The 20,825-nt window shown below is 53.5% G+C and carries 18 protein-coding genes; 7 read left to right on the forward strand and 11 right to left on the reverse strand.

Annotated elements, in window-relative coordinates:
• Positions 1 to 86: 86 nt before the first annotated feature.
• Entirely contained in the window at positions 87 to 1,751 is a 1,665-nt protein-coding gene (locus AC2FJ5_RS02175) for an aromatic/alkene/methane monooxygenase hydroxylase/oxygenase subunit alpha (RefSeq protein WP_496697165.1), read from the reverse strand.
• 1,080 nt (positions 1,752 to 2,831) lie between these two features.
• On the reverse strand, positions 2,832 to 3,107 hold the full coding sequence (locus AC2FJ5_RS02180) for a hypothetical protein (protein WP_496792288.1): 276 nt from the start codon (positions 3,105 to 3,107) through the stop codon (positions 2,832 to 2,834).
• A gap of 54 nt (positions 3,108 to 3,161) precedes the next feature.
• Here AC2FJ5_RS02180 and AC2FJ5_RS02185 point away from each other — a divergent pair, with 54 nt between their 5' ends.
• Genes AC2FJ5_RS02185 through AC2FJ5_RS02195 form a run of 3 tightly spaced genes read left to right on the forward strand, consistent with a single transcriptional unit; the run spans position 3,162 to position 4,785 of the window.
• Positions 3,162 to 3,443, forward strand: coding sequence for a hypothetical protein (locus AC2FJ5_RS02185; protein ID WP_496703025.1), 282 nt, complete (start codon positions 3,162 to 3,164; stop codon positions 3,441 to 3,443).
• Positions 3,443 to 4,573: a WD40 repeat domain-containing protein gene (locus tag AC2FJ5_RS02190; protein ID WP_496792289.1), complete on the forward strand. Its 1,131-nt coding sequence runs from the start codon at positions 3,443 to 3,445 to the stop codon at positions 4,571 to 4,573. Before AC2FJ5_RS02185 ends, AC2FJ5_RS02190 begins: the two co-directional genes overlap by 1 nt.
• Positions 4,574 to 4,605: 32 nt before the next feature.
• A complete protein-coding gene (locus AC2FJ5_RS02195; RefSeq protein WP_496697173.1) occupies positions 4,606 to 4,785 on the forward strand; it encodes a hypothetical protein in 180 nt (59 codons plus the stop codon).
• A 2-nt stretch (positions 4,786 to 4,787) separates the two neighbouring features.
• Here the strand turns inward: AC2FJ5_RS02195 and AC2FJ5_RS02200 are convergent, their stop codons facing one another.
• Complete coding sequence (locus tag AC2FJ5_RS02200; protein WP_496705258.1) at positions 4,788 to 5,756, reverse strand: hypothetical protein; 969 nt, start codon at positions 5,754 to 5,756, stop codon at positions 4,788 to 4,790.
• 125 nt (positions 5,757 to 5,881) lie between these two features.
• Here AC2FJ5_RS02200 and rpoN point away from each other — a divergent pair, with 125 nt between their 5' ends.
• The 3 genes from rpoN (at position 5,882) to AC2FJ5_RS02215 (ending at position 9,031) form a co-directional block, all read left to right on the forward strand.
• Entirely contained in the window at positions 5,882 to 7,240 is a 1,359-nt protein-coding gene (gene rpoN, locus AC2FJ5_RS02205; protein WP_496792291.1) for an RNA polymerase factor sigma-54, read from the forward strand.
• Positions 7,241 to 7,355: 115 nt separating this feature from the next.
• Positions 7,356 to 7,829: a GNAT family N-acetyltransferase gene (locus AC2FJ5_RS02210; RefSeq protein ID WP_496792336.1), complete on the forward strand. Its 474-nt coding sequence runs from the start codon at positions 7,356 to 7,358 to the stop codon at positions 7,827 to 7,829.
• Between the two features lie 314 nt (positions 7,830 to 8,143).
• Complete coding sequence (locus AC2FJ5_RS02215) at positions 8,144 to 9,031, forward strand: MBL fold metallo-hydrolase (RefSeq protein WP_496709076.1); 888 nt, start codon at positions 8,144 to 8,146, stop codon at positions 9,029 to 9,031.
• A 151-nt stretch (positions 9,032 to 9,182) separates the two neighbouring features.
• On the opposite strand, the gene AC2FJ5_RS02220 is transcribed toward AC2FJ5_RS02215, so the two are convergent.
• The 8 genes from AC2FJ5_RS02220 to AC2FJ5_RS02255 form a co-directional block, all read right to left on the reverse strand.
• Positions 9,183 to 10,694, reverse strand: coding sequence for a M81 family metallopeptidase (locus AC2FJ5_RS02220; protein WP_496792292.1), 1,512 nt, complete (start codon positions 10,692 to 10,694; stop codon positions 9,183 to 9,185).
• Positions 10,694 to 12,340: an amidohydrolase gene (locus AC2FJ5_RS02225; RefSeq protein WP_496693716.1), complete on the reverse strand. Its 1,647-nt coding sequence runs from the start codon at positions 12,338 to 12,340 to the stop codon at positions 10,694 to 10,696. The genes AC2FJ5_RS02220 and AC2FJ5_RS02225 overlap by 1 nt, the downstream gene beginning before the upstream one ends.
• Before the next feature lie 11 nt (positions 12,341 to 12,351).
• Entirely contained in the window at positions 12,352 to 13,275 is a 924-nt protein-coding gene (locus tag AC2FJ5_RS02230; protein ID WP_496792293.1) for an oligopeptide/dipeptide ABC transporter ATP-binding protein, read from the reverse strand.
• Complete coding sequence (locus AC2FJ5_RS02235; protein WP_496691388.1) at positions 13,272 to 14,252, reverse strand: ABC transporter ATP-binding protein; 981 nt, start codon at positions 14,250 to 14,252, stop codon at positions 13,272 to 13,274. The genes AC2FJ5_RS02230 and AC2FJ5_RS02235 overlap by 4 nt, the downstream gene beginning before the upstream one ends.
• The gene (locus AC2FJ5_RS02240) at positions 14,249 to 15,106 is read right to left on the reverse strand and encodes an ABC transporter permease (protein WP_281995038.1); all 858 of its coding nucleotides are present in this window, start codon (positions 15,104 to 15,106) and stop codon (positions 14,249 to 14,251) included. Before AC2FJ5_RS02240 ends, AC2FJ5_RS02235 begins: the two co-directional genes overlap by 4 nt.
• A 12-nt stretch (positions 15,107 to 15,118) precedes the next feature.
• On the reverse strand, positions 15,119 to 16,057 hold the full coding sequence (locus tag AC2FJ5_RS02245; RefSeq protein ID WP_496792296.1) for an ABC transporter permease: 939 nt from the start codon (positions 16,055 to 16,057) through the stop codon (positions 15,119 to 15,121).
• An 86-nt stretch (positions 16,058 to 16,143) separates the two neighbouring features.
• Positions 16,144 to 17,709 carry an ABC transporter substrate-binding protein gene (locus AC2FJ5_RS02250; RefSeq protein ID WP_496792299.1) on the reverse strand — a complete coding sequence of 522 codons (1,566 nt, stop codon included), beginning with the start codon at positions 17,707 to 17,709 and terminating at the stop codon, positions 16,144 to 16,146.
• Positions 17,710 to 17,730: 21 nt separating this feature from the next.
• Entirely contained in the window at positions 17,731 to 19,707 is a 1,977-nt protein-coding gene (locus tag AC2FJ5_RS02255) for a CocE/NonD family hydrolase (protein WP_496792301.1), read from the reverse strand.
• A gap of 128 nt (positions 19,708 to 19,835) precedes the next feature.
• Between AC2FJ5_RS02255 and AC2FJ5_RS02260 the strand changes: the two genes are divergently transcribed.
• Positions 19,836 to 20,597: a helix-turn-helix transcriptional regulator gene (locus AC2FJ5_RS02260; protein WP_281972993.1), complete on the forward strand. Its 762-nt coding sequence runs from the start codon at positions 19,836 to 19,838 to the stop codon at positions 20,595 to 20,597.
• The last annotated feature ends 228 nt before the right edge of the window (positions 20,598 to 20,825 follow it).

Genomic DNA, 20,825 nt, shown 5'->3' on the forward strand with positions numbered 1-20,825 from the left:
TCGAGTCTCCTGTGTCCCGAAATCACGCGCGGAATTCGGACCTTCCTGTATGCAAGGGCCAATCAAGGCCCTTGCAAAAGATTGCTTTAGTTGAAGGGTGTGATGGTGAAACCAGCACGGTACTCGGCCAGATGTGCTTCACGCTCACCGTCCGACATGCCACGCAGTGCATTAAGCGGCGAGCCAAGGGTATGACCGCGAACATCGTCCAGCGTCCACATATCCTTGTTGTCAAAGCGCAGATGCGGCTGCGGCACCAGTGTCTTACCGTCTTCACGAACGAAGTTGAGGTCTTTGATGGCATCCGCCAGATCCCAACCGTCGTAAACGGTTTCCCACTCACGTTTGCCTGAGAACTTGCCCATCGCCGGCGTTGGCCGACCCTGGTATTCGTCTGCGAACGCTTCAACAGCGGTCCAGCGATCAAGCTCATGTGCAAAGGTGTGCAGCTGACCGTCGATTTCGTCGACAACCATGTCTTCGCGGATCAGGCACGGCACCAGGCACGACCAGCAGCGATGCGGATAAACATAGCCAACTTCTTCGTTGAAGGTGATGACTTTCTGGCCCGGAACGCTCAACTTGGCATACCATTTCCAGAAGTCGCCAAACTCGGCATACCAACCCGGATACTTGTGCTCAAACCACTCAAAATCTTTCTCGGTCTGAGCTTCAATCCGCCAGAAGTTCACCGGCCAACCGACTGCGAAGAACTGAGCAACTTTGTGCACATAGTTCTTCTCGGTGATCCGCTTCCAGGCTTCCTGCACATCGTCGTGATGTACTTTTACGCCGTATTTCTCGAGCGGCAGCATGTAGGTCCGGTAGTAGTCTTCAAAGATCCAGCGATGCCACATCTCCGCATAGGATTCCTTTTCCTTGTCGCGGTTGGTGGTGCCATATTCGATGAACGTACCGATCGCCGCATCAACGATGGCGTGGTTCTGCCAGAAGGAGTACCGCAGGTCGCGTTCCAAAAGCAGATGGTTCTCTGGCTCTTTCAGGGCCGCCATCAGAAGCGAGTGACCGTTACCGATGTGACGGCTTTCGTCAGACTGAACCGACAGGAACACAGTTGGCAAAGCATAATCGCCATTGCGGGCGGCCTCTGAAGGCATTGCCACAAAGAGAGTGTTCGTAAACGCGGTTTCAGCAACAACGGTCAGATACATGCATGCGGCGGTCATTGTGTCGCCGGTGATGAACCCTTCGCCGAATTGACGGCCAATGGTGGTGGCATAACACTTACCAAAGGCTTCTTCGGTGATGTCGAAACCAGCCGGATCGATGTAGTTTTCCATGTACCACTTTTTCAGGTTCATCTGAATTGTGGAGTGACGGAATTCATCAACCATCTGCATAGTGAAACCTGTGCGCAGGTCTTCACCCGGCGCCAGACGAGCCACCATGGCCATCGAACGCGCAGCCGAAATTTCCGGGAACGGAATGATCGCCAGGAACAGCTTCATCCATTCGATCCAGCGCGGTTCAACGTTGCGGAACATGTCACCACGCAGCGCAGCGTCGAGCGCACCGTATACCCGGTTGTCTTTCTCTTCTTCCATCGGGAAGTAAGAGCGCAGAACCTGCTTCATCGGGTCGCGCGGCGCTTTGGTGATCTTATAGTCTGTGGGGAAAGTATTCGCTTCCTGAACATAGGTTGGATTCCAACCCAGGTCCGAAATCTTCTTGGTGGCCTCCCCTACCGAGATTCCTCTCTGAGAGGTAATTTTATTTAGCGTAATCGCCATGCCATGAGACTCCTTTGTTGCTGACCAATTTCTCGGTCGGTTGGAGACAGCGCATGCTGCCGTTTCTTCGACCCGATCACTGAACAGAGCCAAAAGGCACGGTCAGTTGATCCAGTCGTTCGGATCACGGCAAAGGTTTCGGAATGTATGCTCGGCGCTACGCGTCAGTTCCTGCCGAAATCATCGGCGGGCACTCACTTCTTTGGCCGAACCCTCCCTGGTCCTTCGTTCTTGATGGTCCCCGTTTGAACGGGAACGCGGCGTTATGCCTAATTACATGCAAGGGGCATGCCAGATTTTGGATTTGGGTGGTATTTTGGCTTGGAAAAGCAGGGTATTTTATCTAACATATTGTTTTATATGTTTATTTTATTTCTAAAAATTCTACTTCGTTCACACATGCAGTGAAGAGATCGTGTTTTGACAGTTCCAGAATCCTGTCAAAACTGTCACGTTGCTTTACAAACTTTACGTTCACACCGCTGTTTACACTTAGCGTTACGATTAGGCCGCACGCACGGTAACATGTATTTTTTCTGCGCTTATATTCCGACTTCAGAGGCTTCTTTGCTCGAATTGACGACACACTCTGTGCTGCGTTGAACCTGTTCCGGACCACGCGCCACTTTCAGAGTGCATCTACAGGAGCGCAAATACGTAAGCCCACTACCCGAGCGCTTGGCAACCCAATGCGCAAAACCGATCGCGAATCACCACCTTGGTCAAACAGGCATGCCCAACGACAGCAGGACGTTGAATTTTCCCTTTGTAAAACAATGAAACTAATCCGCGTTACACTCTGTAAACATGTTTAACTAATCGCGCCAAGGTTGTGAAAAAAGATGCTTTTTCGAGGCATATTTTGCGCTGAACATTCTTTGTAGACCAGACAACTGATGATAATTTGAGCACTGCAAACATCGCACGTCTTCAGTCAGGTCAGCCGCAATCGGGCGAAGCGTTTTGAGGCAGCACAGTCGAGTAAGGACAGTGTTTAATCGTATCTTTTCGGGGGATCAAATGAGCGACCAAGGCACAATCAAAATCGCCCCAGGTCGCCGCGTGGCAGTGCCTCAAATGTCAGTTCGGTCGTTCGGTTTTCACAGCGTAAGGCATCTGGTCCCAAATCGCTTCGATATCGCTGCTCAAGAGCGCGTGGAGTTCCCGCAGTATTTGTTCACGAAGATCACCCGAAGTTTGTGCCAGCGCCTCTTGCGCGGCTACGAGGTTTATCGGGCTTGGCTCGGAAGCCGCCTTTTCAGCCGCATGTGTCAGCAAGCTGTCCTTACCGCACAAATCCAGACTGATTTTGTGCAGGCCCTGAAAGAACCGATCGGTTACGTCTTTCTGTTTCACGAGAAGTCTCTCATCTGTTCCAAGCAACAGCTCGAATTTCTAAAGGAGGTTTGAATGGCCGGTCAATCCTCAGCAGTCTCGGATTTGTTTCTCAAGCGCATGGAACTAATCAACGGTTTGTCGCAAGCCAATGTAGAGCACCTGCGCATTTTACAACAAATCGCCGGCTACGACATCTTACTGATGAAAGACCCGGACTGTGCGCAGACGCTCGATGCAATTGACAAATCTTCGAACGAATTGACCGCTTCACAGGAACATATCGACGCTTTGGAACGCGATGTTGCGAAGATCGATGAACAAATTGAAAACGCCCGCAATCTGGAGGACGGATAATGGTCGAAAATAGTGCCGCAGGGCTTTCTTTGTTTGACCTTCTGGGCCGAGACTGGGCATTGGATGATGCAATAGATCAGGTTCTCTTCAATAAAGAAGACAGTTGTGCAGCCTTCAAACTGACATCTGGAAAATTGGCGTTGGCTGCTGTCGAAGATCTGGAAAGTCCAAAAATTCGAACCCGAATGGATTTGGAAACCGGTCGGACAACCATCCGTCCGCGCGAAAACCCGATAGCGCCGGTTAAGACCCCGGACATCTCTGTCCGTACTGACCTATCCATCGTTCGTTTTGGAGCGCAGGGCTTCGCGGCAATCTGTGACGGCGGGGTTCTACGGCAGATCACGGCGGGGGGACAGGTTGTTGACAGGCTCAAGCTGCAAGATCGGAACGTAACAGGTGCCGCAGGCACTAATAATGGCGATCAAATCGCCATTGCGGCAGACACGCTGATTGATGTCATCTCAACATCAGAATTGACGTCCGTAATCACACTCACAACAAGTCATCCTGTTGTTTGCCTGTCATATTCCGACGATGGCTGCGCTCTTGCTAGCTGGGGTGATGGCAAACTGACCCTGTTTGATCTGGGCGCCCCCGATACGGCCCCTGTCACATATGACATCGCAAGCGAGATTACGGAAATCAAATGGCGTCATACAGCAAACCATCTGTGTTGTGCCTCAGCTGACAACAGCTTTTATCTTATCGACCGCAGTGCGGGATCGGTCCAGCAGGTCGAAGGATACCCTGCACCGGTTCGCAATGTCGCGTTCAGCAAATCGGCCAATGCGCTCGTGACATCAGGTGCGTTCCGTCTTGTTGGCTGGGACGCAAATGACCTGCCGCAGAATGACGAGGCAGGCACACCAATCGCTACTGGCAAACCCGGCTTTGTCGTTCTGAACGCGATTGCCGCACATCCCAAGCGGGACGTTGTCGCAACAGGATATACCAGTGGTCTGGTGACTTTAGCCAGCGTCGGAACTCCACAAGACATGATGTTGCATCAAGAACGCGGAACCGAAGTGACCAGCCTGGCCTGGTCAAAGACCGGAGAGCATCTGGCAATCGGTTTTGCATCTGGAAAGGCTGCACTGGCGACCTTCCCTTCTCAGATGTTCAAATAAACCACTCCACCCAAGCCATCAGGAGATAGAAAATGTCCAAGACCTTGTCCCCGGAAGAGCAAAGTAAAGATAAATACTTCGCTCAACTATCGAAAATTTCAGAAGCGATGATCGAAGAACATGGCAAAGACTTTGCCATGGGCGCTTTGGTAATGGCGGCGCAATGGATCGCTAAGAACCAGTTGGGCCCGCAAGAAGATATCGTGCACTAGAACTAACTGTGCAGAACTGCCAACACGCCAGCCGCGTCAACCGCAAGCATCCGCCTCATCTGATCAACGGTTACTTCGGAAATCAGCGGCGTCATGCGCCCGATGCCATCATGTGCATCTGGCCCTTCAGCATTGCGAACCGCAGCCAGATCCTGCCCGAAATCACCGTTTAGAACATGAGAATACGCACACATCTCTTGCAAGCGCAGAGTGACGAAATAGAGGCAATCCCCGGTTTCGTCGAACTGGCCTGCGTATGGTTTGGATCCACGTTTTCCGGAACCAGAGAAAGAGGTATGAACAGCAGTGCCCAGGATAGCCTTAACCTGTTGGCGCCAAGCGGCATACGTCCCATCCTGATCAAATTCCAGGCCTGCGCGGTAAAGTCGTTCGCTTACTGCTTTGAACGCGCGACCGCCTGCAATATGACGCCGCCAAAAGTCTTGAGCTTCTTCGATGGTCGTGCACTCGACAAATCGTTTGGCCAGCTTCGGTCTGGATACAAACGCCAGCGCCATGTCCACATCTTCAGAAATAGATCGTGCAATCTGCATAGACGGCGTCGGCAAATCATGTTGGAAAAGCAACCGGATCGCGTCCAACTGTTCGATCATTCGAAACGTCAATGCGCGAAGCGCCTCCCACTGATCTGTTGTAAGCCCACTGTCCGGCAAATTGACTGCCTCAACCGACGCAGAGTGCAGAGACGCAACCCAGATGGCAGCCTGATCAAACATAAAGAACGTATCGACTGCATGGCTGTCGGTACCAATGTCCCAATCTTCAAGAAAGCTAAAGCCGCGAAATCGGACAATCGTCTTTCGCCAAACGTCATCCAGGTCGAGACCTTTTGCCGACCACATTTGCCGGGTCCGCGCAAGAAGTTGAGGGGAAACACCGGGATAGCTGCGTTCAAAAGAGCCTGGGAAAACATGAGACGTGTCAGATTGCATGTCGAATTTGTCTCTCATTGGGTTGCGTCAGTCTATCAACGATCTCTGACGCGACAAACCATCAATGCAAGGCAACCGCGCCAAACGATACGTAATTTCGACCGATCTTTGGCATTTGAGGTCTGAGGGGTAATCCAATGGTTATGAGTTTCCGACATTCGCAACGTCAGACCGGGCTTTTGAACCACTCGATGGCGCAAGCGATCAAGTTGATGCGGATGCATAAGTTCGAACTACTGAACCACTTGGCACAAGTCACAGAAGAAAACCCGTTTCTCGAAGCTGGTTCTGAGGACCTTGGAGAGCAATCAGGCGGGTTAGTTGCGCCCATGACTGACATGTCCGACACTGTTGCCGACACCAAGACCAGCCTTTACCAAAATATAGCTGAACAACTGCCGCTGATTTTCGACAAAAAAAGCGACATCAGCATTGCATTGGCATTCCTGGCCGAGATCGAACCCAGCGGATGGCTTGGGGCTTCGGTGGATGACGTCGCAGCTGCCTATGGCTTTTGCCCCAAAACCTGCGCCGAAGTCCTGTCAAAGCTGCAAACAGTCGAACCGGCTGGACTGTTTGCCCGCGACCTCAAGGAATGCCTGCGCCTACAGGCGAGTGACCGCGGAATTCTAAGCGGAGCTATGTCGAAACTGATCGACAATCTCGACGCACTGATGGATTGCGATCTGCCAGGTTTGGCACGAAAACTCGGGGTGGATCTGGCAGATATTGCACGATGTCTGGATGACATACGCAAAATGAATCCAAAACCAGGAGCTAACTTCGAAAGTGATGAAACACTGGCACGGGAAAGTGACGCCACAGTAGAGATCGTTGGTTCCGACCTGTTGATAGCGTTGAATTCGTCAAGCTTTCCGACTGTTCGACTATCGCAGGCGCTGAACTCGAGCGAGCCTGCCAAAGCCGCACTGCAAAATCACCACGTTTCAATGATACGACAAGCCAAGTCATTGCGTTCAGCATTGGAGGTCAGAAACGCAACTGCGATGGCAGTAATTACAGCGATATGTATGCGTCAACGCAGGTTTCTTGCACGCGGATTCTATTCGTTGCGCCCAATGCGCATGAGTGATGTTGCCGAAGACACTGGCTTCAGCGAAGCGACGATAAGTCGGGTCGTGTCAGGTCTGACGATTCAATGTCCATTGGGTAATATTTTGGCCAAATCGCTTTTTTGTGCACCAATTGCCCAGGGTGCCCTGTCCGAGACCAAACATGTGGCGTTGCATCAAATCAGGCGTTTAATTGCGTCCGAAGACAAATTCGCTCCTCTCAGTGATGGAGACATCGCAGTTCATGTGAATAAATCTGGTTTCGCTCTGTCTAGGCGAACAATTACCAAGTACCGGCAATCACTTGGACTTAGCGCACCCAGCGTCAGACGAAAAAAAGCCGAAATAGAAATGCTGTCGATAACCGCAAGAAAGGGAAGAACCTTAGGTCAGCGGGGATTTGGCGAGAAACAGAACCTGGGAACCTGAATGTCCCAAGGTAACCCCCAGTGAAACCCGCTATTATTCAGTCAACTGAGAAACAGGCGACGCCTGAAACGAAACAACCATGAACCGAACACCAAACGAGTTCGTAGAGCCGGTTATGTTGCGTAGCTTACGCCCTGTCTCGCTCGATGACCTTGGGGCCGTGCACGCGGCCCTTCAAAACCACGACCTGGTCCGCTGGCTGGGGGCATTGCCATTGAATGTCGATTGGGAAACGTCCCGGAAGTACCTTGAGTTCCTCCTGGACCCAGAAGTGGAATCTGCGGCAATCTGTTTAGGTGACCGACTGGTCGGAACCGTCAGCAATGGCCTTGAATTATCATTCTGGCTGGAACCTCGCCTTCACCGTCGCGGCTTGGGAAATTGGGCTATCTCGACTTTTATCCAGAGGCTTCCATCTCATTGTCACACGATTACTGCATGCTGCATGATAGACAATTTCGCGGCTTCGGCAGTACTGGGGCAAATCGGGTTCCAGCGAGATAACCTGCCGTTAAGACGATTTTCGTTTGTTCACGAACACTCTGTTCCGATGTGGCGACACACACTGAAACGGTTCCCTGAAATTTAGGAATCCCAGCACAAATTTCGCTTGCTAATTTACATTGCCAGCTATTGATACTCAACCTCTGCGGATTACTTTGATAGCGTTGAGATACTCCGGAAGCTCGGTAGGGAAAAGCCTTGCCGAGGAAACCAATAGCTGAGGACGTCCTTACATATGTGCACTGTGGTGACCTTGTGAAAATAGCGTGCTCATTAATCACCAGCAGCGCGCCTAAAACAAGCGGAGCGCCAAGGGGCGATCAGGTATCTTCCTGAGCGGACTATTGATCACGCCCCTACGATCACAGCAGGATAGAAATTGAAAAGGAAACAACTGAAATGACAAAAGCAGGCTCGTCAGACAGATCATTCTTACACGGACATGCTGACGGAGGCGTATGGGATAAGGCCGGTGCTCCCACGGGCGAAGATGGGTGGGATCCGATTGATCTCGGGAACGGGATTTTTATGTTGGAAGTCGGCAGTGGGAACCCCGGCGGGACGCTCGGGCTTTTGGTTGGTGATGAAGGTTCTGTCCTGATCGACAATGGTTTGCAAAAAGCCGCCGATGTCACTGTATCCACAACCGAGAAGCTGGCTGGCGGACCGATAGATTTTCTTATCAGTACGCACCTTCATGGCGATCACGTCGGCTGTAATGCGAATTACGCGGCAAGGGGCGCAACTATTCTAGCCCATGACGAAACACGCCGCGCGCTGTTGGAAGATGATCAGTTCGACAAGGCCGGACTGCCGGTCATCACTTTCAATGACAGGATGACGTTCCACCTGAATGGGCAGACAATTGAACTGATGCACTTTGCTAATGCGCACACCGTCAGCGACACAATCGTCCATTTTGTCGAGGCTAATGTCATTCATGCTGCTGATCTGTTCTTTAACAAGATCTATCCGTTCGTCGATCTTGAGAATGGCGGTAGCATCGACGGGTTTATTTCAGCTCAAAGACAGATCATCGATTTGGCCAACGACGACACTGTTATCATTGCAGGGCACGGTCCGGCGGGTAACAAGTTCGACATGCAGGCTTCGGTCGATTTGATGCTTGCGATCAAGGACACGATGAAACCCCTCGTCGATCAGGGCATGTCCATGGATGAAGTCCTGGCGCAAAATCCGTTATCCGTCTTTGAGAAGTTCGCCTGGTTTCACATTCCAACCGAGCGGATGACGATGATCATCTATTGTCTGCTGGCAGAGAGCTGAAATTCTCTTGGCCGAAATCACCTCCTAGAATTTGGCCGTCGAGAATAAGGGCACAATGCGAGGCAGTTAACTGCCTCGCTCAAAACCCCACACAGCCCGCAAAAGGCGCGCTTCACAGATGATAATGGACCCGCAAGATCAGCGGAATTCGCTAGCCTGTGCCAGTTGAGGCAACGGTAGCGCAGCGAGTGTTAACCAGCCTTCTGGAGATACAAGTGTAAGGGATTTCTTCCAGGTTGCAGAGAAAGGCACCTGGCGAAGAAACGGAACAGATATCTCCTGCAATAGGTTCGAAGTCCGCTCGGAAATGTACGGTGCTTTTTACACAGATAACCGCGTAGTTCGTTGGGTCTAATCCGATATGAGTAAAATGCGCGCGATCAAGACATTGGTTCCGTATACTTGTGACAACAAGGTCAATACTTGCCTCGTGCCCAACCAAACGTAGGGCAGCTGTCTCGCCCAGCGTAGCTACCCCACCGCCATACATTTTTCCGGTATAGCGACAAAGGCCATCACCCAAAGCCAGAACTTCAAACTCTGCTTTGACTGGAACGTGCCCAGCCAAGTTGGACTTTGCACCGACCGCAAGTTTTATCCGTGCACCTTCTCCGGCCTTATGGGCTTGTTTTGCACTTTCAGGGTCATGGAACAGACCCATTAAGACACTCTTTGTCCCGCCCTCAATCAGTGCTGCCAGCAAGCCTGTAGTATCTGATGTCCCGCCCGCACCAGCGTTGTCCTGGACATCTGCGACAACAATGGGTTTTCCCCGCCTTTCGCGACATATCGAAACGGTTTCCTCCAGAGACAACATCGAACAATCAAGATCGGCTTCGCGAGATACGAACAAATGCACGACGTCTTCCGCGGCAGCAGCAGCTTTCTGGGCGGTGGCCGCGTAGGCAAGACATGATGGGCCTGTGTCTGAGAAATCCGCCGCGGTGAAGCCGAGGGCAATTTCTGCCAGAATTTCCTGCTTCTCAAATCTTTCGGGCAACTGATAGATCTCGCTGAATGGCTTGGAGCCCGTATGTTGCGCATGCAGAGGGATGAGGTAAGGCACCGGTTGGAAAGCCTTGTAGAGCGTTTCGCCCGCTAGCAACCGCTGCAGGACAGGAACGCATCGTGCGCCCGTTTCCGCCATATCCAAGTGGGGATAGGTTCTGAAAACAGACAAATAGTCTGCATTGTCGACCATCTCAGCCGAGATGTTGGCGTGAAGGTCCAAACTTGCGACCACTGGCACTTCGAAGCCCACAACTTCACGTACACGACGCAGAAGCTCTCCCTCACCGTCAGCGAAGCTTTCGGTGACCATTGCCCCGTGGAGATCGAGATAAACGCCATCAATGTCGCCCACATCCCGGATGCGATCCAACAACATCTCGCAAATTGTTTCGAATGCGTGATCGGTTACATGTGCGGACGGTTCGGCAGAACACCACAGGGTTGGTGCGACTTCAAATCCTGCTGCCGCTGCAGCCTTCGCAAAACCGGCGATAGGTAGGTTCATGCCAAACGTTTCCGATATCACCTGCGCACCGTGCAACATGCCGGGCCAGGAATCGGCCATCTCAAACTCGTGCAGACCGGCCTGCGTCACACCAAAGCAATTAGTTTCATGCTGAAAACCCGCGATCGCAATACGCTTGGTCGCCATCATGTGTGCTCGATTTCTTGTTCGGCATGGGGTGCAGCAAAAACACTTTGGCCATTGCGGATCGTTTCAAGCACCCGCGTATCTGTCAGGCGGTCCGGATCGTGCAGTGGGTTACGCGAAAGGACAACAAAGTCAGCAACTTTACCCGGTTCGACAGAACCGCGCTGCTCGTCCTTGAAGACTTGCCAAGCAGCGTCGATGGTCTGAGCGCGCAAGGCTGACAGAACGCTGATCTTCTGATCTTCACCGAGCACGCGGCCAGAAACGGATTTTCGATTTACCGCACAGTGGGCCAGATGAATCGGACGCGTCGGGGTGACCGAGGCATCATTATGGATTGTATATCGCAAGCCAAACCGTTCAGCAGACGCCGCAGGGGATATCCGCTCGGAGCGCTGCGGCCCCAAGAACGTATCGTAGTGGCGATCACCCCAAAAATGTATATGAGCCGGAAAAAAGCTGACGGTAAGTCCAAGCTGGACCATACGCTCCAACTGATCATCCCGCAGAGCCTGACCGTGGATAATGGTGTGGCGATGATCTGGGCGGGGATGCGCAATAAGCGCCTTTTCCACCGCATCTATGAACATCTCGGCACCGGCATCACCATTGCAGTGGCAATGCATTTGCAAGCCCTTGCTATGGAGTTTTCTGACGTCGGCATCTAGCTGTTCTTGTGAGGTGTAAACCATCCCACAAGGGTGACAGGGATCGGATGGCTTGAAATACGGGGTAGACAAAAACGCGGTCTGCAACTGAAAAGCCCCGTCCGTGAACAATTTGCGCGGACCCAGTGTGAAATGCGGGTTGCCGGGCCAGTTCGTACCTATCCAATGCTCGGACAATTCGGGTTCCAGACTTCCGACGGGTAAGAGCTCAATGTCTATTCCCGGATCCAGATCCGCGGGCTGGCTGGCAAAGTGTTCCAACATGGTTTGCGACGCCCAGGCGTTTTGGGCATAGGTCACACCATAGGATAGGTATTCGTCACGACAGGCCTCAAAGCCTTGCCAGAACCTTTCGCGGTCAATCAGGAAATCAGTATCGCCCATCTCGCCCATGGCCGATAATCCTTCGATCAATCCCGTCAGGGCTCCGGTTTCAGGATCACGGCCAAAGCGGCCGCCTTCTGGATCAGGTGTTTGACAGTTTAACCCGCGCCTCTGAAGGGCAACAGAATTGGCTACGCCACAGTGCCCCGACGCATGAATAACCCAGATTGGATGACGCTGTGATACATCGTCCAGCTCAGCCCGCGTAGGCATGCGGCCTTCGCGAATGGCAGTATTATCAAACAACACCCCCATGACCCATTCACCCTCGGGCGTCTCGCCAGCCTTTTCCCGAATCCTGTTCAACGCCTGCGCCATGTGCTTGCAGTCCCCTAAAGGGGGCGACGATAAGTCGACACGGAACAGCCGTATGAACCCTGGATCCGGGAAATGCCCATGCGGGTCGATAAACGCCGGCATCAGTGTACGACCTTGAAGGTTATACTCATGTGAGTCAGCCGGCATGCGTGCGCGCAGATCTGCTTCAGCACCGACGGCCTGAATTCTTTTGCCCTCGGTCAGAACAGCCTCGGGAGAGGAGTTCTGTGCATCCATAGTCAGGATTGTGCCGTTAAAATATAGTGTGCTTGGCATTGGGTTTCCTACTACGACAGCGGGGCCAGACAACGCAGCCCGTGGCCGCCATTTACTTCCCATTCCGGAGTCTGGGTGCAGATATCCTTGGCAAAGGGACAACGCTCGCGGAACTCACAACCGGACGGGCGTTTGAGCAAACTGGGGGGCTCACCTTTAAGAGCGATCCGTTCCAACCGCGCATCCGGGTCCGGCTCTGGGTTGGCACTCAGCAGGCAGCGGGTATAGGGATGGCGCGGCTCGTTAAAGATGGCCTCGGTTGTACCTTCTTCAACCAATCGGCCCAAATACATGATGCCCATTCTGTCAGCCACATGGCGTACGACGCTAAGGTTATGCGTGATAATCACCATCGCAAGCCCCAGCCTTTCGCGCAGGTCGTTGAGCAGGTTCAACAGCTCGCCCTGAACCGACACATCGAGACCTGCAGTGGGCTCATCCGCAAGGATCAATTTGGGTTCCAGTGCCAGTGCACGTGCCACACCCACACGCCGAGCTTGGCCACCAGATAGCTGATAAGGATAGCGGTCCGCGAAATGCGTGGGCAAGTTGACCATTTCCAACAAGCGCTTGGCTTCGGCGTCCATGTCACGGTCCTTCATGCCCTGAATGCGGTAAGGCTCGGTAATCAGACTGCGGATGGTCAGACGCGGCGACAGGCTTCCTACCGGGTCTTGAAACATCATCGCCATGTCTTTGCGCAACAGGCGCATGACACTTTCGGGTGCGCCCCGAATTTCCTGACCTTCGAAGGTGACCGAGCCATCTTGCGCAGGTGCTAGCCCGGCAATGGCGCGAATGACCGTGGTTTTACCAGACCCACTTTCACCAACCAGCGCGTAAGTCTCTCCGGGTTCTACGGTAAAGCTGACACCCGCCAGTACATTGACCGGGCCATAGCTGGTATTGAGGTCCACAACGTTCAGCAAGCTCATGATGCGACCTCCTGATGGTTCAGCCAGCACGCAGCGTGATGGCCTTCTTTCAATTGATCCAAGGGGGGCACTTCGGTGGCGCAGCGCGCCATGGCCTGATCACAACGATCCCTGAAAATGCAGCCCCCCGGCAGGTTGGCCAAGTCGGGCACTTCACCGGGAATGGTTGGCAATACACGGGCACGCTCTTTGATGTGACCGGGGTCGCATTCGATCAGTCGGCGTGTGTAAGGGTGTTTAGGATTGTGGAAAATCTCCCGCACGTCCCCGCTTTCAACAACTGCGCCAGCATACATCACAACAACCCTGTCGCAGAGTTCTGCGATCACGCCCAAATGGTGCGAGATGAACAGGATGGCACAGTGAAACTCGCGCTGCAGCTCTTGCAGGCGCTCAATAATCTGCACCTCCAGTGTCGCATCCAGTGCAGTTGTCGGCTCATCCGCAATCAAAAGATCAGGTTCGGACATCAACGCCATCGCGATGGCGATCCGTTGACGCATCCCGCCAGAGAATTCATGCGGATATTGCGCCAGACGCGCCTCAGGGTCAGGAATGCCAACAGCGCCCAACAATTTGGCCGCGTGCGCCAACTTGTCAGCCTTGGACTGTCTGGATCGGTGCTGAATATCCAGCATCTGCTGACCGATAGTCAGAACCGGGTTGTGCGTTTGCATCGGATCCTGAAAGACGATGGATATATCCGCCCCGCGCAGGTCCCGCATGTGCCGATCAGAAGCTTGCAGCAAATCCTTCCCCTTGAACCTAATTTCTCCTTCACGGAACCGGGTATTGGGCGCGGTCAAACGCAGAATGGATGAAATCAATGTGGATTTACCACAACCGGACTCTCCCACGATGCCAACGATTTCGCCTTTGTTGACGTTGAATGTGATGTCCCTCAATGCCCTGAGGTCGCCACGGCCTGTTTCGTAATCGACGCAAAGCTGGTCGATTTCCAGAAGTGTCTCGGTCATCGCTGTTTCCTCAGTTTCGGGTCAACTACATCGCGCAGGCTTTCACCCAGAAACGTGAAGCCAAGCGTTGCCAGAATGATCGGCAGGCCTCCGCCAACAACCAACCAAGGAGTTTGGCGGATCAGGGAATAGCCATCCTTAAGCAAAGCACCCCAGCTCGGGGTCGGAGGCTTAACGCCCAGACCCAGGAAGGACAGGCCGGCCTCAAGCGCGATGACTGTGGGGATATCCATGGCTGCCAACACAGCCAGAACGCCAATGATGTTGGGCAGCATATGAACGCCTAGAATGCGCGCCATGCTGGCCCCCATTGAACGTTCAGCCAGGATGAACTCAGAGTTGCGGAGTGTCAGCGTTTGGGTCCGCGCCACACGCCCATATGTTGGGATCGAGGTCGCCATGACGACAAACACGACCGTCTGCAGACTGGGCCCGATCAGGGCCACAACGGCCAGCGCGAACATCACTGTCGGAAAGGACCGGATGGTATCGAAGAACAGCATTAGAAGATTATCGAGCCATTTCGGCCCATACCCTGCAATCATGCCCAGTGTCAGGCCAATCGCCATTGCTCCGAACACAGCGGGCAATGCCACCTTGAGCGCTACTTGGCCCCCCGCGATGACCCGCGAAAACGTATCGCGCCCTAACTGATCTGTGCCCAGCAGGTGTGCTGTGGACGGTCCCTGCAAGCGGGATTTGATATCCATCGCAATCGGATCATAGGGTACGATCCAATACGCAAAGATTGCGCAGAAAACGATGACACCGACGATGATTAAGCCCATGAGACCAAGCGGGTCGCGCGCAACGCCGACTATGATCTGGCCCATTTCGGAACGAGATTTTTCCATGTGCCTGCCTCCTCAATGAGCCGTGCGCGCGCGTGGATCAAGCAGCGCATTGATCAGATCGGCCAATGCGGTCGACACCACGAACAAAGCTGTTGATACTAGGACAGAGCCCATCACAATCGGGTAGTTTCGGGTCGTAATGCTGTCGATGACCAGTTTGCCCAAACCAGGTCGGGCAAAGACGATTTCAGCGAAAACCGCCGAGCTGAGAAGAAAACCCATCCCAACACCGATCACGGTAACCACGGGCAAAATGGCGATCCGCAGCGCGTACACCATGACCACGCGACGTTCGGCGATACCAAAGGCTCGGGCCGTGCGGACATGGCTTTCACCCATAACCTCCAGCATCGAGGCGCGTACCAACCGGGCAATATAGCCAACCCAACTGAGCCCGATGGCAAAGGCGGGCAGGACCAGATGGTCAAGACGGTCAAGGAAGCCTTCCCCGGCACCGATCGCGGGAAACCACTGTAGATGCACCGCAAAAACCAAAAGAGCCAAGAGCGCGACAACAAAGGCCGGAGCGGCCACAAAACTGACAGATATCGCGGCGGCAACTCGGTCGATCAACGTATTGGGATGCGCAGCCGCATAGGCGCCGAGTGCGATGCCCAGCGTAGCTGACCACAGGATCGACGCGAAAATCAGTTCCAATGTGAATGGTAGTTGCTGGAACACGATGTCAGTCACGGAACGACCCGAAAAGACATCGGTTCCCAAGTCACCCTGCAAGAGGTTTCCGTAAAAAATCAAAAGCTGTTTCCAGATTGGCTGGTCCAGCCCCAACGCTACTGTGAGTTGGGCCTGAAGCTCGGGCGTGGCGCGTGGGCCGAGCATGATTTGGACCGGGTCGCCTGGCACGGCGCGGATCATCAGGAACATGACGGTGACCGCCACGAAGAGGATAAGCAGCGACAGCCCGAAGCGATGGGTTGCGAATTTCAGCATGGCCAACTGGCTCCTTTTGGCTTGATGGCGTTGGTGTTGGTACGGCGAGCGTTACGCACCCGCCGCACCCGGTCGACCTGGGGAGATCAGGTCGCCTTGCCAAAATAGCGAAGCAGGGACAGGCCATCTGGCCGCAGCGCTGGAATGACGCGTGCGCTGTGAATAACCGGTGTCGCCTCGTGAGTGATAAAGCGATAAGCACCGCTTTCTTCCATCAGATCCTGCGCACGCTGATACATTTCAGCTCGCTTTGCGATGTCCGTTTCAGCAGCCGCAGATTCATGGATTTCGTTAAATTCCGGGCTGTTAAACCGTTCCCAGTTCCATTTCCCGATCTGTTCTGGTGTGAACCACGACGTCGCATAATACGGATCAGGCGTCATCGAGAAACGGTTCAGAACAAGCTGTAGGTTCTCATTGTCACCGGACGCCCAGAATGCCCCAGATTCCAGAACGTTAACCTCAACCGTGATTCCAATCTGCGCCAGCGTCGCCTGAATAATCTGTGCAGTTGTTGTAAAGGTCGTCTTGTTCAACGTATCGAGGGTTAGCTTGACATTGGTTTCACCGGATTCCGCGAGCAACTGCGCGGCTTTCTCGAAGTTCGCCTCAGGTGGTACAAGCGAAGATGGCCGATGGCCAGCAAGGCCCGGTGCGATGATGCCGGTAGCCGGTTCAGCAGCTCCAAAATATGCTGCCTCCAGGATGCTCGGAACATCCACTGCGTGCTGAATTGCCTGCCGCAGTTTTTGATTTTGCAGCTTTGGATGCTCGACGTTCATTCCCATCCAGACATAGTAAAGCGAGGGTTTCTCAACCAGCGACCCACCATTGGGAACCCCGGCGCGATACCGCTCAACCGAGCCCAGCGACACGCGAGTTACGTCCAACTCGCCTGCCTCGAACGCAATCTCGGCCGTGTTTTCATCATCGATCGGATAGATCTCGACGGTATCCCAAGCGGGGGCATCCCCTTTCCAGTCAGGGTTGCGCTTTAGAACGGTCTTTTCTTTGGGCGACCAACTGTCTCGCAGATACGGGCCGGATTCCGCAACCGGATCAGCACCGATCCGGCCACCGGCGGCTTCGACCGCTGCCTTCGAGACGATGTTTCCAGTAATATACGGCAGGGCAATCGACCAGATCGGGGCAAACGGGCTGTTCAGAACGATTGTCCCTTCACGGTCTCCTGTCACTTCAACATGGCTGAATGGCCCTAGGTCGGGCTTATTCGGACTGTCGGTCGTGTCGTCCACGATCCGTTCCATGCTGAATTTGACGTCTTCAGCAGTCATCGCGCCAAATCCGTTGGTGAATCCAATATCGTCACGCAATGCGAACTTGATATGGGTCGGGTCAACCTGCTCGATCATAGTTGCCGCATCCATTTGCCAACCCCATTCCTCGCCCGGCTTGTATTGGATCAGCTTGTTGTAGATGGAGGCATGCACTTCTTCTTCAACGACACCAACGGAATGTGCTGGATCCATGTTCTGTGCATCACCATAAGCCCGCACCCGCAGAACACCGTCATCTGCTGCAAACGCGCGGTTCGCCCACCCCATCGGAAGCGCTGTAGCGGCCCCTAGCGCAGTTGCGCCTTTCAGAAACCTCCGGCGACCAACATTGGCCTTTGTCCATTCGATCTTCATAGTATCCTCCCTTAGATTAAGTCAGAGAAATCCGCGTGGAACGGTTTCGGACCATTCCCTTGTTAGGACTTCGATTTCATTTGCGCCTTCAGTGGCGCGTAGTTTGCGGTAGAGATAGAAATTCTCGGTGTCACAGGTCATGCGGCACTCGGTCGTGATGGCGACCTGCCATTCTTCGCGCTCGAACGAAAAACTCCAAGCGGTCTCGAAATACGCGGTTGTCGGATCATCGGGGTGAATGCGGTAACGCATGCGTACGTCGCTACCAACAATCAGATCGTGGTAGGGATCGCGCGTTTTACCATAGTCATCAAACGTCTCCAGAACCACGCAACCGCTTTCCGTCACCGTGCGTTCTGATTGCGCTGAAGGTAAACGCAACTGCTCAGCTGCCAGAACCGGATACGCCTGCGCCGGGCCGGGTTCAGAGGCTTGAATTTCATGCGCAACTTCGCGCACCGGCAGATGAAGAGTACAATCCAGCAAGTGTAAAGTTACCGTGGCCGATTGAGGTGCTGGCCAGACAATCGGCCAATAAGACGTCGACAACGCTAGTCGCAAAACGTGGCCCTCGCGCAAATGGTGCGCACATTCGTTCAGCGTGATTTCAGCCTCGTAGATCTCACCTGGCTGCAGGACCTGCGGCGTCTCATGACTGTGGTAGTGACACAGGTTCAACGGACGATAGCTGATCCGCTGTGACACACCTTCGGGTGAAACATCACACAGCCGCGCGACAAGCTGGGCAACAGGCTGATCCACTGAAAACTGGAACTTTAGCTTTGCCCGACCCAGCAGCTCGAGCGGTGCTTGCAGCGGCGAGCTGTCAAAACAGACCGATAAGGCATCATCACCGGCCTGATCCCCTGCAAGTTCATTGTCGATACGCATGCCCGCACAGAAATATCCGCCTTCCCCACCAACATGGTTGGGCGACGTGACAACGACCGTACCAACCACCGGGTCCCGCGAAAACCCACCAGGAACCAGATGCCAGACCCGTTCTGAGACATGAGGTGACGGCCATGCCGTCTCTGCAATCCAACGACCTTTCCGAGGACCGTTTTGCGCAGTCGGATTGAAGTGTTCCTGCATGTATGTCCGATAGGCAGGCAAATCCTCGGCGCCGTTTTGTTGTCCCTTCAGCCAGCGGTCAAACCATCCAACGACTTCGGAATGAAAATCTGCGGGATCGAGCTTTGAGATGTGCGGATAGCGGTGTTCCCACGGCCCAATGATAGCTTTGGTTGGCGCCGTCAGGTTGGCTGCCAAAGCCGGAGGCGCATTGACGTAAGCATCTGCCCAGCCTGTAATCGCCAAGACAGGGGTTTGGATCGCGGTCCAATCCTCGCAAACTGAGCCGTGCTTCCAATATGGGTCGCGCGTCTGATGTCGCAGCCAATCTGCAGAAAAGAATGGGACGTTTTGCAGTCGGGCAAGCCAGTCCTGTCGCCAATCTGCTCGAAGCTCTGGATCAGCTGGGCGCGTCAGATAGGCAAACATCTGACTGCCCCAATTCATGTTGTCACTCAGCAGGCACCCACCCATGAAGTGGATGTCATCGGCATATCGATCCACAGTCGAAGCGACACTGACGATGGCTTTCAGTGCAGGTGGTTGCCTGAAGGCCAGCTGCAGACCATTAAACCCGCCCCAAGATATCCCAATCATCCCGACATTGCCGTCACACCAATCCTGCGCGGCAATCCAGGCTATGACTTCCTCACCATCATGCAGTTCCTGTTCCGAGTATTCGTCGTCGAATTGCCCTTCGCTGTCCCCGGTGCCAGCTATGTCGACCCGAATACAGGCATAGCCCGCCTTTGCAAAAACCGTGTGTGTTGTTTCGTCTCTGGGCGCGGTGCCGTCACGTTTGCGATATGGCAGATATTCCAGAATGGCCGGTGTGGGGCCTGTCTCGGGCAACCAGAGGCGCGCCGCAAGCCGTCGCCCATCGGCAAGTGTGATCCATGTGTTTTCGATTGTTTCGATTGGCATCTGAAGCTTGTCTGTTACTATCTGATGCTGAAGAAGAAACCGATTTGCAGATAAATCAAATTGTGCAATCTTATGCGAGTTGACGCAGTTTGCAGTGATATAGCGTCAAAACGCGAAAGGTTTTTCTTGTGTCCGAGTATTTTTCTGCCAACTTACGATCGTTGTGCGCAGAGCATGGAAACATTTCGCAGATTTGCCGCGAAATCGGCGTCAATAGACAGCAATTCAATCGCTATTTGAATGGCTCCAGCCTGCCCTCTGCCCATAACATGCGCCGCATTGCACGTCATTTCGACCTGACCGAAGCACAGCTTTTCGAGGAAACTGCAAGCTTCGAACGAATGCTAAGAGGCGTCCTGCCACAAGTTGGGAAAACGCCCACAGATGCGTTTTTGGAACCCTTCCGGGGGCAACAGAAGAACTTGCGGCGCTATATAGGTTTTTATCATTCCTATTTCTGCACGCCATCTTGGGAAGGAAAAATCTTCTGTTCGTTGATCCGCATTCAGGAAGTTGAAGGGCTAATCACGATCCGGTCCCGTGAAATTGCCACGTCTCCAGACAAGAGCATGCATCAGATTTCGCGCTACGCTGGCTTTGTAACTATGCGCGGGAACAGGATATTCGTGACTGAACACGAGCTCGCGCGCGAAGGCAGCGTTTCCAATACAATCTTGTACTCGGCGCATCGCCAGCAACTGAAGTATTTGCGAGGGATGACCATGGGCGTTGCTTGGCGCCCATACCCCCATCCATACGCAGCCAAAACAATCTGGAAACGTCTGCACGAACGTGTAACTGCGCGCGAGGCGATCGCAGCTTGTGGCATTTACCCAATTCAAAGTAATAGGATTGATCCAACTGTCAGAAAGCACCTGACCGAGGTTTGAATCGCCGGATTGACATAAGCGGCAGCACCGTTCTTTAGGTGCTGACTCCAATTTCGATAGCAATTTTTCGTCCAAGCTGTACGAGATTAATTCGTACCAGTTCTTCGAGACAGCACTGACAATGCCGCAAGTCTAGCTCGTGCAACGGGTAATGTTCGTCTCTGATTGCAGCGAAGAGGCGGACTATGGCCCAGGCATCACCACCGATCTAGCAATACCATGTGCGCG

It is taken from the genome of Ruegeria sp. CDSA221 (genome assembly GCF_059611825.1).